Raw genomic sequence first — 16,580 nt, 5'->3', positions numbered from 1 at the left:
GGATCGCCCGGCCCTCGAACCTCGGAGATCCCCCATGTCTGACGCCCCCACGCCCACCTCCCTCCACCGCCGCACGCTCTTCGGCGGCGCCGCCGCCGGTCTCGGCCTCGCGGCCGTGGCCGGCGCGGCGCCCGCGAGCGCCACGAAGGGCGCCCCGGCCGGGGCCAAGGAGCTGCTCCGCTCCTTCGCCCGGCCCGGCACCGCGACCGCGGCGGGCTTCCGCTGGTGGTGGCCCAACGGGCTGGTCGACCCGCGCGAGATCGGGCGCGAGGTCGACCAGATCGCCGACGCCGGCTTCGGCGTCCTCGAGATCGCCGACGTCACCCACAGCCTGAACGCCCGCGGCATCACCATGGACCTCCGGCGCTACGGCTGGGGCACGGCCGCCTGGGTGGCCGGGGTCAAGGCCGCCCTCGAGCGCGGCGCCCGTCGCGACGTCCGCATCGACATCACCGTCGGCCCCTCCTGGCCCGCCGCCGTCCCCACGATCACGCCCGACGACGACGCCGCCTGCACCGAGCTGGCGCACGGGCGCGCCGACCTCGCCGCCGGCGCGTCGTACGACGGACCGGTGCCCGAGCCCGTCGTACCGGCGGAGAAGGGGTCCACGACGAAGCACCTCGTGGCCGTGTCCGCGTTCCGGGTCACCGCCCAGACGACCGCGCTGACCACGCTCGACCCCGCGTCGTACGTCGACCTCAGCGGCTCGGTCCGCGACGGCCGCGTCGCGTGGACCGCGCCCGCCGAGGGTGCGTGGGTGCTGCTGTCCTACTGGCGCCGCGGCTCCGCGCAGGTGCCCGAGGCCGGTCCCCACACCGACCCGCCGTCGTACGTCGTCGACCACTTCTCCGCCGCCGGCTCGCAGGCCGTCGTCGACCTGTGGGAGGACGAGATCCTCGACCGCGAGCTGCGGCGTCTGCTGAAGAAGGCGGGCGGCTACCTCTTCGAGGACTCGCTGGAGATCGAGACCGAGTCGACGATCTGGACGCCGCGGATGCTCGAGGAGTTCCGCCGCCGGGCGGGCTACGACCTGCTGCCCGTGCTGCCCGTCGTGGTCGAGTCGCACGAGAAGTACCTGTTCGTCTTCGACGGCGCCCGCACCAACCAGGTCCGCGACGACTTCAACCAGGTGCTCAGCGACCTCTACCGCGACCACCACCTGCTGCCGCTGCAGCGCTTCGCCGGCACCCTCGGGATGGGGCTGCGCGTGCAGCCCTACGGCCTCGAGACCGACACCGTCGAGCACTCGGCGCTCCTCGACATCGCCGAGACCGAGTCGCTGGGCTTCAAGAACCTCGACGACTACCGGGTGATGGCCGGCGGGCGCGACCTGGCCGGCAAGACGATCCTGTCCTGCGAGGCGGCCTGCTACAACGGCGCGGCGTACAACACCACCTGGGACCGCGCGCTGCAGACGCTCAACAGCATCTTCGCCGCGGGCGTGAACCAGTGCGTCCTGCACGGCTTCGCGTACGCCGACGCCCCCGACGTCACCTGGCCCGGCTTCGCCGCGTTCTCGCCGTACTACAACGGCGCGATCGGGTACGGCGAGGCCTGGGGTCCGCGCACCCCGCAGTGGCGCCACATGCCCGACGTGGCCGGCTACCTCGCCCGCACCCAGCTGGTGCTGCAGACCGGCGCGCCGAAGTACGACATCGTCTTCCTGCGCCAGAAGGGCTGGGCCTCCACGGGCATCGGCCCGCACTGGATCACCAACAACGGCACCGCGCTCGGCTGGTCGCACTCGTTCGCGACCGGCTCGCTGCTCGACCTGCCCGCGGCCCGGGTGAAGCGCGGCGTGCTGGCGCCCGACGGCCCGGCGTACAAGGCGATGGTCATCGGCCCCGACAAGCTGCGGAGCAACGAGGTCACGATCGACCTCGCCGCGGCGCGCAAGGTGCTGTCGTACGGTCGCGCGGGCCTGCCGATCGTGTTCATCGGCGACTGGTCGCAGGTGCGGCCGGTCGGCGTGCACAGCGAGGCCGAGCTGGCCGAGGTGCGCTCGCTCGTCGCGCAGATCCAGGCGCTGCCGACCACGCGCACGGTCCTCGAGGCGGCCGTCGGCACCGCGCTCGCCGAGCTCGGCGTCACGCCCGACGTCACCCACGAGACCTCGACGGTCATGCACGTGCGCCGGGTCGAGGACGACGTCGACCTCTACTACCTGGCCAACGCCAAGCACGCCGAGAACCGCCGCCTCGTCCGGGTCACCCAGGACGTGTGGCTGACCGCGACCGACCGCTCGTCGGTGCCCTACCTGCTCGACGCGTGGAGCGGCACGGTCACGCCCGTCGCCGCCTACGAGCGCGACGGCTCGCGGGTGCGCGTGCGGGTCGACCTGCTCCCCGGCCAGTCGACGGTGATCGCCCTGGCGCCGCCGTCGCGGTCCGACCGGACCCCGGCGGTCTCGTCCTCGACCGGCGAGGTCCGCCGGGACGGCTCGAAGGTCGTGCTGCGCACGGCTGCCGCCGGCTCGCACTCGGTCACCCTGGCGTCCGGCCGGGTCGTCCGTACGTCGGTCGACCGCGTCCGCGAGGCCGTCGTACCGACGTCGTGGGAGCTGTCCGTCGAGGACTGGCAGCCCGGCTCGTCCGCCACGTCGACGGTCCGCCCGGTGCGCCGTACCACCCTGACGACGCTGGCGCCGTGGTCGCAGATCGCGGGCTTCGAGGACATCTCGGGCATCGGCCGCTACCGCACCGTGATCGACCTGGGCCGTGACTGGGACGACGACGACGACGGCGCGCTGCTGGAGCTCGGGGAGGTCAACGACACCTTCCGGGTCACCGTCAACGGCGACGAGCTGCCCCCGTGCGACGTCCTCGACACCACCGTCGACCTCGGCACCCGCCTGCGCCGCGGCCGCAACGTCATCGAGGTCGAGATCGCCTCCACGCTGCTCAACCGCCTCCGCACGGTCACCCCCGAGGTGTACGGCGTCGCCGCCCGTCAGGCCTACGGCCTCGTCGGCCCCGTCCGCCTCGTCCCCTACGTGGAGAAGTCCCTCCGCGTCTGACCCTCTCCCGGCTCGGCGTCAGGGGTGCAGGAGGCGGCGGGAGGAGTGGATGTGCTCCTCCATCAGCTGGGCGGCGCGGTCGGCCTGCCCGGCGGCGATGGCGTCGTGGATGGCGCGGTGCTCCGCCGTCAGCCGGGTGCGTACGTCGGGCCAGCGGTCGCCGAGCTGCTCGAGCTCGCGCAGGATCGGCAGCCGCATCGCCTCGCGGATCGCGATCGTCATGTCGGCGACCAGCCGGTTGCCGCCGGCCTCGGCGATCGCGATGTGGAAGGCGGTGTCGAGGTCGTTGAAGCCGAGTCGGTCGACCTCGTCGGTCATGGACGCCAGCGGCGTCGCGATCTCGGCGAGCGCCTCGGGGGAGGCGTGCGCCGCGGCCAGCCCCGCGCTCGAGCGCTCCAGCATCACCCGGGCGGCGACCACGTCGTCCATGGCGAAGTTGGCCAGTGCGACGTGCAGCCGCAGCACCCGGGTCAGGGCCTCGGAGGGCATCGCGGAGACGACGGTGCCGGCGTTCTCGCCCGAGCCGACGCCGGACCGGACCACGCCCTGGGCGGCCAGGGTGCGCATCGCCTCGCGTACGCCGGCGCGCGAGACCTGCAGCCGGGTAGCCAGGTCGCGCTCGGCCGGCAGCCGGTCCCCGACCTTCAACGTGCCGTCGAGGATCTGCCCCTCGACCCACTCGACCACCTGTGTGTACGCGCGCACCCGGGTCCTCTCCTTTGACGCAAGCGGGGGCCGCAGCCTATCGTCGTACCCTGTGGTCAGACCACACCGATCGAACGGAGAGAAATGCGCGTCGCCCTGATGGTCACGTGCGTCAACGACGCGATGTTCCCGGAGACGGGGAAGGCCGTGGTCACGCTGCTGCGCCGGCTCGGGGTCGAGGTCGACTTCCCGGCCGCGCAGACCTGCTGCGCCCAGCCCATGGTCAACACCGGCTACCTCGACGAGGCGGTGCCCGTGGTGCGCACCTTCGTCGACGCGTTCGCGGGGTACGACGCCATCGTCACGCCGTCCGGCTCGTGCGCCGGGTCGGCCCGGCACCAGCACGGGATCGTGGCGAAGCGCTCCGGTGACGCCGGTCTGGTGAAGGCGGTCGCCGAGACCTCGCCCAAGACCTACGAGCTGACCGAGTTCCTCGTCGACGTCCTGGGCGTGACCGACGTCGGGGCCTACTTCCCGCACCGGGTGACCTACCACCCCACCTGCCACTCGCTGCGGATGCTCGGCGTCGGCGACCGGCCCCGGCAGCTGCTGGAGCAGGTGCGCGGCATCCGGCTGACCGACCTGCCCGCCGCCGAGGAGTGCTGCGGCTTCGGCGGCACCTTCGCGGTGAAGAACGCCGACACGTCGATCGCGATGGGGGCCGACAAGGCCCGCCACGTCCGCGAGTCCGGCGCGGAGGTGCTGGTCGCGGGCGACAACTCCTGCCTGATGCACATCGGCGGGGTGCTGTCGCGGCAGCGGTCCGGCGTACGCGTCATGCACCTGGCGGAGATCCTGGCCTCGACCGAGGACGCGGGGGTGCCCGCATGAGCGGCACCTTCGTCGGCATGCCGGCGTTCCCGAGCGCGGCCAAGGCGGCGCTCGGCGACACCCAGCTGCGCCACAACCTCGCTCACGCCACCGGCGTCATCCGCGCCAAGCGCGCCAAGCTCGTCGAGGAGGTCGAGGAGAACCTCGGCTGGGAGGACCTCCGCCTGGCCGGCGCCGCCGTCAAGGACCGCGCGCTGCGCGACCTGGGGGACAACCTCGAGCAGCTCGAGGCCGCGCTGACCGCCGCCGGCGCCACCGTGCACTGGGCGCGCGACGCGGCCGAGGCCAACGCCGTCGTCATCGAGGTGGCCAAGCGGCACCAGGTCGACGAGGTCGTCAAGGTCAAGTCGATGGTCACCGGCGAGATCGGCCTCAACGAGGCGCTTGAGGCCGAGGGCATCGCCGCCTGGGAGACCGACCTCGCCGAGATCATCGTCCAGCTCGGCCACGACCTGCCCAGCCACATCCTGGTGCCGGCGATCCACCGCAACCGGGCCGAGATCCGCGAGATCTTCCTGCGCGAGATGGGCAAGGTCGGCCGACCCGCGCCCGCCGACCTGACCGACGAGCCGGCCGCGCTGGCCGCCGCCGCCCGGGAGCACCTGCGCGAGAAGTTCCTGCGCGCCAAGGTCGCCGTCTCGGGCGCGAACTTCGCCGTCGCCGACTCCGGCACGCTGGTCGTCGTCGAGTCCGAGGGGAACGGCCGGATGTGCCTGACCCTGCCCGAGGTGCTGGTCTCGGTCGTCGGCATCGAGAAGGTCGTCCCCACCTGGGCGGAGCTCGACCCGCTGTTGCGGCTGCTGCCACGCTCGTCCACGGGCGAGCGGATGAACCCGTACACGTCGACCTGGACCGGCGTCACGCCCGGCGACGGCCCGCAGGAGGTGCACGTCGTCCTCCTCGACAACGGCCGCACCCGCGCCCTGGCCGACGAGGTCGGCCGCCAGGCGCTGCGCTGCATCCGGTGCTCGGCCTGTCTCAACGTCTGCCCCGTGTACGAGCGCGCCGGCGGCCACGCCTACGGCTCGGTCTATCCCGGCCCGATCGGCGCGATCCTCAACCCGCTGCTGAAGGGGACGGGCGACGCCCAGACCGACTCGCTGCCGTACGCCTCCTCGCTGTGCGGCGCCTGCTTCGAGGCCTGCCCGGTGCGCATCGACATCCCCGAGGTGCTGGTGCACCTGCGGGCGCAGGTCGTCGACGGCCACCGCGAGGACACCGTCCCCAAGCTCGAGGCGGTCGCGTTCAAGGGGGCGGCGTACGCCCTCTCCGACGCGAAGCGGCTCACGCTCGCCGAGAAGGGGTCCGGCCTCGCCGGCCGGGTCCTCTCCCGCTTCGGGCGTACGACGCTGCCCGGCGGCCGGAAGGCGGCCGGCCGGATCCCCGGACCGGGGGCCGCCAAGTGGACCAGCGCCCGTGACCTGCCCGCCCCGCCCGCGGAGTCGTTCCGGGCCTGGTGGAAGCGCACCGACGGAGGAAAGGACGGTGGTTGAGGTGCGAGCGGAGCGAGCCTCGAAACCCGCACGCGACGAGATCCTGGGCCGCGTCCGCGCCGCCCTCGCCGACGTGGAGCCCGACCGTGAGCCGGTCGCCGGCCCGCGGCTGGCGGAGAAGCCGCGCGCCGAGGTCGTCGACCTGTTCGCCGAGCGGGTCGAGGACTACCGCGCGATCGTCGAGCGCTGCCCGGCTGCCGAGCTCGCCTCGGTCGTGGCCGCCGCGGTGCCCGAGGGTGCCCGCGTGGTCGTCCCCGACGGCCTGTCGGTGTCGGTGCCGGGCGCGGTGGTCGACGACGGCACCCTGAGCGCCTACGACCTCGACGCGATCGACGTGGTCGTCACCGAGGCCCGGGTCGGCATCGCCGAGACCGGCACCATCGTGCTCGACCACGCCGCCGGCCAGGGCCGCCGCGCGATCACCCTGGTCCCGGACCGGCACGTCTGCATCGTCCGCGTCGACCAGGTGGTCGCCGACGTACCCGACGCCGTCGAGCTCCTCGACCCCACCCGCCCGCTGACCTGGATCAGCGGCCCGTCGGCCACCAGCGACATCGAGCTCGACCGGGTCGAGGGCGTGCACGGGCCGCGGACGCTGCACGTGATCGTGGTCGGCTGAGCGAGTTGCGACCGCCGCTGTAACGCGGTGTCCACCGACCTGGTGCGGTGCTGCGGCACCGCAGGAGCACGGTGGACACCGCGTTACAGCTGAGCGGCCCGCGCCCCGGCGTACCCCACGGACTCCGCGGCGGCGGCGATGGCGCTCGCCAGGGCGTCGTCGAGCGCGTTGCCGATGGCCAGGGCGGCGGCGAGGGTGCCGGCGAGTACGTCGCCCGCGCCGGTCGTGTCGACGACCTCGACCTTCGGCGACGGCAGGTGGCGGCCGCCGGCGGCGTCGGCGACGCGCAGCCCGTCGGCGCCGAGGGTCACGACCACCGAGCGGGCGCCCGTCCGCGTCCGGACGGCGGACGCGAGGTCGGATGCGTCCGCGCCGCCGAGCAGGTCGCGGGCCTCCGACTCGTTGACGACCAGCGGGTCGGCGAGGGCCAGCGTCTCGTCGGCAAGGCGTACGACGGGCGCCGGGCTGAGCACGAGTCGGCCGCCGGTCGCGGCTACGGCCCGAGCGGCGGCGTCGACCGGGGCCGCACCGATCTCGGTCTGGGCGAGCACCACGGCGGCGTCCGCGCAGGCGGCGGCGACCTCGTCGTCGGTGAGGGTCGCGTTGGCGCCGGCGCCGACGACGATGGCGTTCTCGCCGTCGGGGGTGACCACGATCAGCGCGGTCCCGGTGGCGACGTCCGTGCGGACCGCGACGCGGTCGACCGCCACGCCGCCAGCGACCAGCTGGTCGACCTGCTCGCGCCCGGCCGCGTCGTCGCCGACCGCGCCGCAGATCGCTACCGTCGCCCCCGCGCGTGCCGTCGCGACGGCCATGTTGGCGCCCTTGCCGCCCGCGCTCACCACCGGACCGGAGCCGACGACCGTCTCGCCGGGCGCCGGCCGCGCGTCGACGCGGACCGTCACGTCCTGGTTGATCCCGCCGACCACCACGACCGCTGCTGTCATGCGGACCAGTCTTCCAGCGGTCCCCACCGGCGCCGCGCCTAGGCTGCCGCCATGTCGTACGACGTGCTGCGCATCGGGGCCGCGCCGGGGCCGGTCGTCGAGGTGATCGCGCTGGGGGCCACCGTGCACCGGCTCGAGGTGGCGGCCGCGGACGGATCGCGGCGCAACGTGGTCCTCGGCCACGCGTCGGCGGCGGACCGGCTCGCGAGCTCGTCGTACCTCGGCGGGACCATCGGCCGGTACGCGAACCGGATCGCCGCCGGGCGGTTCCCGCTCGACGGTCGCGAGGTGGTCGTCGGGACCCACGATCGCGGCAACAGCCTGCACGGGGGGCCGGACGGGTTCGACCGGCGGCGCTGGGACGTCATCGAGCACGCGCCGGACGAGGTGGTGCTGCGGCTGGTCAGTCCCGACGGTGACCAGGGGTTCCCGGGGGCGGTCGCGGTGCAGGTCCGCTACCGGGTCGCCGGACCGGTCGTCGGCATCGAGATGACCGGCACGACCGACGCGCCCACCGTCCTCAACCTCACCAACCACGCCTACTTCAACCTCGACGGCGAGGGCTCCGGCACCGTCGACCACCACCTCCTGCACGTCGCCGCGGACGAGTTCACTCCCGTCGATGTCACCGGCATCCCGTTCGGCGACCATGCGCCCGTCGCGGGTACGCCGTTCGACCTCCGCGCGCCTGTCGCGATCGGTACGGCGCTGCGCCGCGACCATCCGCAGCTCCTCGCCGCCCGCGGGATCGACCACAACTACGTCGTGCGCGGCACCGGCCTGCGACGCCACGCGACCCTGGCGTCGACGCGGTCCGGGATCGCGCTCGAGCTGCGCTCCGACCAGCCCGGCCTGCAGGTCTACACCGGCAACGCGCTCGACGGCAGCCAGCCCTCGACCAGCGGCGGGCGCTACCGCCAGGGCGACGGCATCGCGCTGGAGCCGCAGCTCTTCCCCGACTCCCCCAACCGTCCCGCCTGGCCGTCGGCGCTGCTGCGGCCGGGGGAGGCGTACCGGTCCGTGATCGAGTGGGAGTTCTCGACCCGACCGGCCTGAGTCGAGGGGGCCGCCTCGGTCGGGGCCGACTCTCGGCGTACGGGGTTTCGAGGCTCAGGACTTCGTCCTTCGCACCTCAACCAGCGTCAGCCACCGCTGGTTGAGGTGCGAGCGGAGCGAGCCTCGAAACCTGGTGGGTCGAGGGGTGGCGGTGATGGGGGCCGGCTGTCGGCGTGCGGGGTTTCGAGGCTCAGGACTTCGTCCTTCGCACCTCAACCAGCGGGGGGGGTGACGGTGGTTGAGGTGCGAGCGGAGCGAGCCTCGAAACCCGGTGAGTTGAGAGGCAGCGGGGGCTCAGAACAGCTCCGCGAGCATCGCGGCGGCGCGGGCGGCGCCGTCGGTCTCGACCGGGCGGGCGGAGGAACCCTCGGCGAGGGTCGACAGCAGGACCTCGGCGAGCAGGTCGGGGTCGGAGGCCTCGTCGTAGGCGAGGTGACGGCCGGCGTCGTACCGGTCCAGGCGGTGCCGGACGTGCAGGTTCTGCTCGAAGTGCCGGCGCAGCGGCACGTAGACGAACGGGGTGTGGGCGGCGGCGAGCTCCATGCAGGTGGTGAGCCCGCCCTGGACGACGGCGAGGTCGCAGGCGGCGAGGTGCTCCGCGAGCCGGGGCACGTAGCCCCGCACCCGGACGCCCGTACGACGCGGTAGCGACGCCGGGTCGATCCGCGGACCGCACACCACCAGGAACCGCAGCGACGGGTCCACCCGCCGCGCGAGGGGTACGGCGTCCAGCACCCGCCGCAGCAGGGGAGCGCCGACGCCCGAGCCGCCGACCGTCACGACGCACACCCGGTGCTCGGGCCGGTAGCCGAGCGAGCGGCGCAGGGCGGCTCGGGCCGTCGACGACGGCGGCGGCGAGCCGGCGACGTACCCGGCGAAGTCGAACTCCTCGGCGGTCCAGGCGCGGATGCTCGGCAGTCCGGGGCCGAAGTCGTCCGCGACCACGTCGTCGGGGTTGCCGACGAAGACCGAGCGGTCCCGCACCCACGGGTAGCGGGCGCGGTGCTCGATCATCTCCGCGTTGTAGTCCGCGGTCAGCCGCGCCTCGGCGGCGCCGCCCTCGGGCATCGGGAGCGAGCCCACGAAGTCGGTGAGCCACGCGAAGAGGAAGTGCTTGCGCTCGGGGTTCTCGTGCAGGAAGTGGTCGACGTCCCAGGCCTCGTCGCCGACGACGAGGTCGTAGTGCCGCTCGCGCACCACCTCGTCGAAGACCATGAAGTTGTTGACGAGGATCTCGTCCATCCGCCGGACCGCCTGGAAGGCGTGCAGGTCGTGCTCGCCCGCCTCCGCCTCGAGGTGACCGGACTCGTTGGCCAGCCACGCCGACGCGGGGTGCACCCGCTCCCCGGCCCCGGCGAGCACCCGCGTCACCGGGTCCTGGGTCAGCCAGTCGACCTCCACGTCGGGGCGCAGCTTGCGCAGCTCGGCGGAGATGGCGACGTCGCGGTACGCGTGGCCCAGCCCGATCGGCGAGGACAGGTAGAGCACGCGGCGGCCGCGCCGCGGCGCCCGCACCTTGGTCCGTACGACGGGGGCGGGCGGGCAGACCCGGTCCACGAAGCCGCGGATCAGCGTGTTCACGAGCACCGGCTCGCGTGCGGGCAGGCCGTGACCGCCGCCCTCGACGAGCACGAGGTCGCCGCCGGTGAGCTCGGCGAGCCGTTCGCCCACCTTCGCCGACCGGATCCGGTCCTCGCGGCCGTGCAGCACGGTCACCGGGCACCGGACCTGCGCGCACAGCGGCTCCAGCGGCTCCGCGACCGCCCCGTCCAGGCCGAGGCCCCCGGCGCGGGTGTCGGCCAGCACCTGCGGCTCGATGGTCGAGGACCAGTCCAGGCAGTCCTCGATCTGCTTGGTGGAGTGCGCCTCGTGGAACATCCGGTCGAAGAAGAACCCCCGGAAGTCGTCCAGCCCGCCCTCCAGCCAGTGCCACTTGTTGTACTTCGCCCAGCCGCGGTCGGTGTCGTGGCGGAGGTGCCAGGCGTACCGCTCCCGCTCGGGCTGCGCCACGGCCAGCCCGCAGGACGCGCCGATCGCGAAGATCCCCCGCACCCGCTCCGGATGCCGGGCGGCCACGTGCACCGCCCAGGCGGCGCCGCACGAGAGCGCCACCAGGACCGCCGCGTCGGTCCCCGTGTCGTCGAGGACGGCGACCGCGTCGGCGGCGTACTCCCGGTCGGCGTACGCCGCCGCGCCCGACGGCTTCCCGGACCGGCCGCTCCCGCGACCGTCGAAGGTGACCACGCGGTAGTGCCGGGCGAGGTACGGCACCTGCGCCTTCCACGCCCGCGACGTGACGAGCGACCAGGTCGGCAGCAACAGCACGGTCACGTGGCCCTCGCCGTACACCTCCCACGCGAGGGGTACGCCGTCGCGCACCACCGTGCCGGTGCGATCGGGGAGCCGCGCCCGGCCCCGGTCGGCCGGGAGCACCGCGTCGGGACGGGGCTCCTCCGTCATGGCCACCATGGTGCTCCTCCTCCTGCTCGGCGGGCAGCCCTCAGGGCCGGACCTCGTAGACGTTGTTGAACGGCGTCTGCGCGACCAGGCGGAAGCGGCTGAACCCTCCGGCCGTGACCACGTCGCGGATCCGGGCCGGGCCGGCCTGGGTGCCGAGCGCGAGCCCGACGTCCTGGGCGAGCGAGGTGGGCGTGCACAGCAGCGTCGAGAACCCGTAGTACGCACGGCCCACGGGGTTGAGGTTGTCCTCGACGCGGTCCCCGGCGGCGGGCTCGACGATCATCCAGGTGCCGTCGTCGCCGAGCAGCCCGCGGATGTGCCGGGCAGCGCCGACCGGGTCGCCCATGTCGTGCAGGCAGTCGAAGGTCGTGACCAGGTCGAAGCCGGCGCCGTCGACGGTCTGCGCGGGCTCGGTCACGAACTCGGTGTTGGTCACCCCGGCGGCGCCCGCCCGCTCGCGCGCGGTCTCGATCGAGGCCCGGTGGTAGTCCGAGCCGACGAACCGCGACCGCGGGAAGGCCTGCGCCATCAGCACCGTCGAGGCGCCGTGCCCGCAGCCGACGTCGGCGACCTGCCCGCCGGCGGTCAACTTGTCGACCACGCCGTCGCAGGCCGGCAGCCACTCCGCCATCAGGTGCGCCTGGTAGCTCGGCGCGAAGAACCGCTCGCAGCCGACGTGCACGTCCGCGTTGTGCTCGTGCCAGCCGACGCCGTCGCCGCTGCGGGCCGCGGCGACGATGCTCGGGGTGTCGCGGATGGTGCCGTGCGCGATCTGGAAGAGACCGCACAGGTACGCCGGGCTGTCCGGGTCGGTGAAGGCGACCACCTGCTCGGGCGGGAGCAGGTAGCGGCCGGTCGCGCCGTCGTACTCCACGTAGCCGCCGGCGGCCTGGGCGTTGAGCCACTCCCGCGCGTAGTGGACGTCGGTGCCGGTGCGGTCGGCCAGCTCGTGCGGCGTGCTCGCGCCGTGCTCGGCCAGCGCGCGGTAGTAGCCGAGCTCGTCGCCCATCACGACGAGCGCCGCGTTGAGCGCGGCCCCGACCTCCTCGACCGCGCGGAAGACGAAGCTCATCAGCGCGTCGGGGTCGAGCTGGCGGGTGGAGTCCTGGGGGATGGTGGTCATGGTGCTGCTCCTCGATCGGGGGTTGGTACGACGAGGTTCGCGCCGGAGCCGACCGCCCCGAATCAGGTGACCCCCCTGGTCCTCGATCGCCCTACCCTCGGGAGGTGCTCATCGGCCGGGACGCCGAGCGTCGGGCACTCGCGTCGCTCGCGGTGGCGGCGCGGGTGTCCGAGAGCGGTGCGCTGCTGGTCGTCGGCGAGGCGGGCCAGGGCAAGACCGCGCTGCTGACCGACCTGGCGGAGCGGGCCGAGGGCCTGCGGGTGCTCTGGGCTCGGGGCACGGAGTCGGAGAGCGACCTCGCCTTCGGCGGGCTCGACCAGCTGGTCCGGCCACTGCTGCCGCTGCTCGGGGAGATCCCGGATCCGCAGGCACTCGCGCTGGAGACCGCGCTGGCGCTGCGGCCCGGCGAGCGGGCCGACCGGTTCGCGATCAGCGCGGCCACGCTCAGCCTCCTGGGTCGCGCGGCCGAGGAGCAGCCGGTCCTGGTCCTGGTCGACGACGCGCACGCGCTGGACCGGCCCTCGGCCGAGGCCCTGGCGTTCGTGGCCCGACGGATCCTGGCCGACCCGCTGGCGCTGGTGGTGGCGAGCCGGCCCACCGGGGGCGTGCTGCTGGGCGCCGGCCTGCCCCGGATCGAGGTCGAGGGACTGTCCCCGACGGAGGTCGCGGCGCTGCTGACCCAGCGCTCGGGCCACCTCCTGCCCGAGGACGTCGCCGTCCGGGTCCACGAGGCGACCGCGGGCAACCCGCTGGCCATCGTCGAGCTGGCCGACGCGGAGCCCGAGCTGCTCGACGGGCTCACCCCGGCCACCCCGATCGGCGTGCCGGACCGGGTCGTCGCCGAGTACGTCCGCCGTACGGCGGGGCTCGGTGCGTCCGCCCGGACGGCGCTGCTGGTCGCGAGCGTGGCGGCCACGGCGAGCGGCAGCTCGGTGACCGCCGCCGCGATGGCGCGGCTCGGGGCGGGGTGGGAGGACCTGCGCGAGGCGGAGGCGGCCGGCCTGGTGGTGCTGCGCCCGGGCGGCGTGGAGTTCCGGCACCCGCTCGCGCGGGCCGGGGCGTACGCCGCCGCCTCGGCCGAGCAGCGACGGGAGGCGCATCTCGCGGTCGCGGCCGTGACCGACGACCCCGACCGGCGGGCCTGGCACCGCGGCGAGGGCACGCTCGGGCTGGACGACGAGGTCGCCGACGAGGTGGCCGCGGCGGCCCGGCGCAGTCTCGACCGCGGGGCCTACTGGGTCGCGGCGTCGTCGTACGAGCGGTCGGCGGCGCTCGCCACGGACCGCGAGCAGCGGGCGGAGCGGCTGCTCGCGGCGGGCGAGGCGGCCGACCTCGCCGGGCACGGGACGCGGGCCGGTGCGCTGCTGGACCTGGCCGCGACCGAGACGGGGGATCCGTGGCACCGGGGCCGGATCGACGCCCTGCGCGGGGCGGTCGAGCAGCGCTGGGGGTCGCTGGAGCGCAGCCGGGACCTGATCCGCCGTGCCCTGGCCGAGCTGGCGCCCGCGTCTCCGGATGCCGCGGTCGACGCCGCCACCGACCTGGTGGGCACCTGCTTCTACCTCGGCGACACCGCCCTCGCGGCACGGACGGCGGACCTGCTGGACCGGCTGGCCGACCGCGCGTCCGACGCGGCGCGGATCCGCTGCCTGCTCGTGGCCGGCGTGGCCCGGGTGCTCGCGGGGGAGGACGGGATCGCGTCGATCCGGGCCGCGGTGGGCGCGATGGCGGGAGCGCCGCCGGAGCCGGACGAGCGGCGCCCGAGCTGGCTGGTGCTCGGCCCGCTGTTCCTCCGGGAGGAGTCCGCGACCGCACGAGGGCTCGCCGAGCTCGCGGAGCGCCGGCTGCGCGACCGCTCCGCGATCGGGTCGCTGGCCGGCCTGCTCTTCGTGGTCGCGCGGTTCGCCGGCACCTCCGACCGCTGGGACGACGCGGCCCGGCACTACCAGGAGGGGATCGCGCTGGCCCGGGAGGCGGGCCAGACGACCGACCTGGCCATGCACCTCGCCGGGCTGGCCTGGCTGGAGGCGCGCACCGGGGTCGAGGAGTCGTGCCGCGAGCACGCCGCCGAGGCGCTCCGGCTGGCGGACCGGCACCGGGTGCACCTCGCGCGGATCTGGGCGACGTACGCCCTCGGCGACCTGGCGCTGGGCGCCGGCCGGCACGCCGAGGCCCTCGAGCGGTACGCCGAGCTCCAGGCGTTCCTCGAGCGGATCGGGTTCCGCGACGTCGACATCTCCCCGGCGCCCGAGCTCGTCGAGTGCCTGCACCGCACCGACCGGCGCGACGAGGCGGCCCGGCTGGCCGAGGACTACCGGCGCCGGGCGAGCGCGAAGGGGCAGCCCTGGGCGCTCGCGCGGGCCGAGAGGACGAGCGCGCTGGTCGTCGAGGACCCGCGGCCCGGCCTGGTCAGGGCGACCGAGCTGCACGCCGCGAGCCCGGACCGCTTCGAGGAGGCGCGCACCCGGTTGGCCCTCGGGGAGGCGGAGCGCCGGGCGCGGCGGCGTACCGCCTCGCGCGAGCCGTTGCGCATGGCCCTGGCGTCGTTCGAGAGCCTGGGCGCGCGACCCTGGGCGGACCGGGCGGCGGCGGAGCTGGAGGCGACGGGGGAGCGCCCGCACCGGCGGGCGGACCGGAGCATCGACCTGCTGACGCCGCAGGAACTGCAGGTCGCGACGCTGCTCGCGGAGGGACGGACCACCCGGCAGGCGGCCGCGGCGATGTTCCTCAGCCCCAAGACCGTGGAGTACCACCTGCGGCACGCCTACACGAAGCTCGGCATCAACACCCGGACCGATCTCGCGGCCGTCCTCGCTGGTGAGACCTCGGTCGGGACGACCGGGCCGCCTACCTAGGATTGGGGATGCCAGACTCGGGTCCCTCGTGCTGGGCGGACCCGCTTCCGGTCGGTCGATCAGCGACCTATTGTCCACTAATTAGGTCTGCTTTAAGTTGAGCGCAACCCGATCCCGAGGAGCAGCTGTGCCGCATCGTCCCGAGACCCTGGCCATCCACGCCGGCCAGGAGGAGCACGACCCCGCGACCAACGCGCGGGCCGTCCCGATCTACCAGACCACGTCGTACGTCTTCGACGACACCGAGCACGCCGCGAACCTGTTCTCGCTGGCCGAGCCGGGCAACATCTACACCCGCATCATGAACCCGACGCAGTCGGTCTTCGAGGAGCGGATGACGCAGCTCGAGGGCGGCGTCGGCGCCCTCGCCACCGCGTCGGGCTCCGCCGCCACGACGTACGCCGTGCTCAACCTGGCCGGCGCCGGCGACAACATCGTCGCGCTCTCCACCCTGTACGGCGGCACCTACGCGCTGTTCGCGCACACGCTCCCGCAGTTCGGGGTGACCGTGCGGTTCGTCGACCCCGACCACCCCGAGCAGCTCGCCGCCGCGGTGGACGCGCGGACCAAGCTGGTCTTCGCCGAGACCATCGGCAACCCGAAGGTCAACGTCGTCGACATCCGCGCCTGGGCCGACGCCGCGCACGCGCAGGGCCTGCCGCTGATCGTCGACAACACCGTGCCCACGCCGTTCCTGTCCCGGGTCTTCGACCTCGGCGCGGATGTCGCGGTGCACGCCGCGACCAAGTACATCGGCGGCCACGGCACCTCGATCGGCGGCGTGATCGTCGACTCGGGCAACTTCGACTGGGCCGCGCATGCCGAGCGGTTCCCGGGCCTGACCGGCCCGGACGCGGCGTACCACGGCGTCGTGTGGACCGAGGCCGTCGGCAACCTGGCCTACATCATCCGCGCGCGCACGGTGCTGCTGCGCAACACCGGCGCCGCGATCGCGCCGCTGAACTCCTGGCTGTTCCTGCAGGGCCTGGAGACGCTGCACCTGCGCATGGAGCGGCACAGCGCCAACGCGCTGCGCGTCGCGGAGTTCCTCTCCGACCACGCCGAGGTGTCGTGGGTCAGCTACCCCGGCCTGCCGGACAGCCCCTACAAGGAGGTGGCCGACCGCGTCCTGACCGGTCGCGGGTACGGCGGCATCCTCAGCTTCGGCGTGCGCTCGGGCCGCGAGGGCGGCAAGAAGTTCATCGAGGCGCTGGAGCTCTTCACGCACCTGGCCAACATCGGCGACGCGAAGTCGCTGGCGATCCACAACGCCACCACCACGCACTCCCAGCTCACGCCCGAGGAGCTGGAGGCGGCCGGCGTACCCGAGGACATGGTGCGGCTCTCCATCGGCATCGAGCACGTCGAGGACCTGATCGCCGACCTCGAGCAGGCCCTGGCCGCCAGCAAGTGAGCTCTCTTGCCTGACCTGCCCGACCTGGCCGAGCGGGTCGTCCGCGCCACCGAGGACGACC

11 protein-coding genes are annotated in these 16,580 nt (G+C 74.3%); 7 read left to right on the top strand and 4 right to left on the bottom strand.

All coding sequences use genetic code 11. From position 1 onward, the window contains the following. Positions 1 to 34 precede the first annotated feature (34 nt). On the top strand, positions 35 to 3,016 hold the full coding sequence (locus VMF51_RS06315) for a glycosyl hydrolase (RefSeq protein ID WP_325473559.1): 2,982 nt from the start codon (positions 35 to 37) through the stop codon (positions 3,014 to 3,016). Positions 3,017 to 3,034: 18 nt separating this feature from the next. Here the strand turns inward: VMF51_RS06315 and VMF51_RS06310 are convergent, their stop codons facing one another. Beyond that, positions 3,035 to 3,721, bottom strand: a complete 687-nt coding sequence (locus VMF51_RS06310) for a FadR/GntR family transcriptional regulator (RefSeq protein ID WP_325473558.1) — start codon at positions 3,719 to 3,721, stop codon at positions 3,035 to 3,037. Between the two features lie 84 nt (positions 3,722 to 3,805). Between VMF51_RS06310 and VMF51_RS06305 the strand changes: the two genes are divergently transcribed. The 3 genes from VMF51_RS06305 to VMF51_RS06295 are packed head-to-tail and all read left to right on the top strand — an operon-like array spanning position 3,806 to position 6,664. Further along, on the top strand, positions 3,806 to 4,552 hold the full coding sequence (locus VMF51_RS06305; RefSeq protein ID WP_325473557.1) for a (Fe-S)-binding protein: 747 nt from the start codon (positions 3,806 to 3,808) through the stop codon (positions 4,550 to 4,552). After that, on the top strand, positions 4,549 to 6,045 hold the full coding sequence (locus VMF51_RS06300) for a lactate utilization protein B (protein ID WP_325473556.1): 1,497 nt from the start codon (positions 4,549 to 4,551) through the stop codon (positions 6,043 to 6,045). Before VMF51_RS06305 ends, VMF51_RS06300 begins: the two co-directional genes overlap by 4 nt. A 1-nt stretch (position 6,046) precedes the next feature. After that, complete coding sequence (locus tag VMF51_RS06295; protein WP_325473635.1) at positions 6,047 to 6,664, top strand: lactate utilization protein C; 618 nt, start codon at positions 6,047 to 6,049, stop codon at positions 6,662 to 6,664. Between the two features lie 83 nt (positions 6,665 to 6,747). Here the strand turns inward: VMF51_RS06295 and VMF51_RS06290 are convergent, their stop codons facing one another. After that, positions 6,748 to 7,611 (bottom strand): PfkB family carbohydrate kinase, encoded by an 864-nt coding sequence (locus tag VMF51_RS06290; RefSeq protein ID WP_325473555.1) that lies wholly within the window; start codon positions 7,609 to 7,611, stop codon positions 6,748 to 6,750. A 51-nt stretch (positions 7,612 to 7,662) separates the two neighbouring features. Between VMF51_RS06290 and VMF51_RS06285 the strand changes: the two genes are divergently transcribed. Then, positions 7,663 to 8,667: an aldose epimerase family protein gene (locus VMF51_RS06285; protein ID WP_325473554.1), complete on the top strand. Its 1,005-nt coding sequence runs from the start codon at positions 7,663 to 7,665 to the stop codon at positions 8,665 to 8,667. 294 nt (positions 8,668 to 8,961) lie between these two features. Here the strand turns inward: VMF51_RS06285 and VMF51_RS06280 are convergent, their stop codons facing one another. Both VMF51_RS06280 and VMF51_RS06275 read right to left on the bottom strand, forming a co-directional pair. Next, a complete protein-coding gene (locus tag VMF51_RS06280) occupies positions 8,962 to 11,127 on the bottom strand; it encodes an alpha/beta hydrolase (protein WP_325473553.1) in 2,166 nt (721 codons plus the stop codon). Positions 11,128 to 11,167: 40 nt separating this feature from the next. Then, positions 11,168 to 12,250 carry a class I SAM-dependent methyltransferase gene (locus tag VMF51_RS06275; RefSeq protein WP_325473552.1) on the bottom strand — a complete coding sequence of 361 codons (1,083 nt, stop codon included), beginning with the start codon at positions 12,248 to 12,250 and terminating at the stop codon, positions 11,168 to 11,170. A 104-nt stretch (positions 12,251 to 12,354) separates the two neighbouring features. Here VMF51_RS06275 and VMF51_RS06270 point away from each other — a divergent pair, with 104 nt between their 5' ends. Both VMF51_RS06270 and VMF51_RS06265 read left to right on the top strand, forming a co-directional pair. Then, on the top strand, positions 12,355 to 15,105 hold the full coding sequence (locus tag VMF51_RS06270; protein WP_325473551.1) for an ATP-binding protein: 2,751 nt from the start codon (positions 12,355 to 12,357) through the stop codon (positions 15,103 to 15,105). A 127-nt stretch (positions 15,106 to 15,232) separates the two neighbouring features. After that, complete coding sequence (locus VMF51_RS06265) at positions 15,233 to 16,519, top strand: O-acetylhomoserine aminocarboxypropyltransferase/cysteine synthase (RefSeq protein ID WP_325473550.1); 1,287 nt, start codon at positions 15,233 to 15,235, stop codon at positions 16,517 to 16,519. Positions 16,520 to 16,580: the final 61 nt, after the last annotated feature.

Origin of the sequence: Nocardioides sp. (genome assembly GCF_035503875.1) — a bacterium.
Lineage (GTDB): Bacteria > Actinomycetota > Actinomycetes > Propionibacteriales > Nocardioidaceae > Nocardioides.
This window is presented reverse-complemented; position numbering and strand designations above follow the sequence as displayed.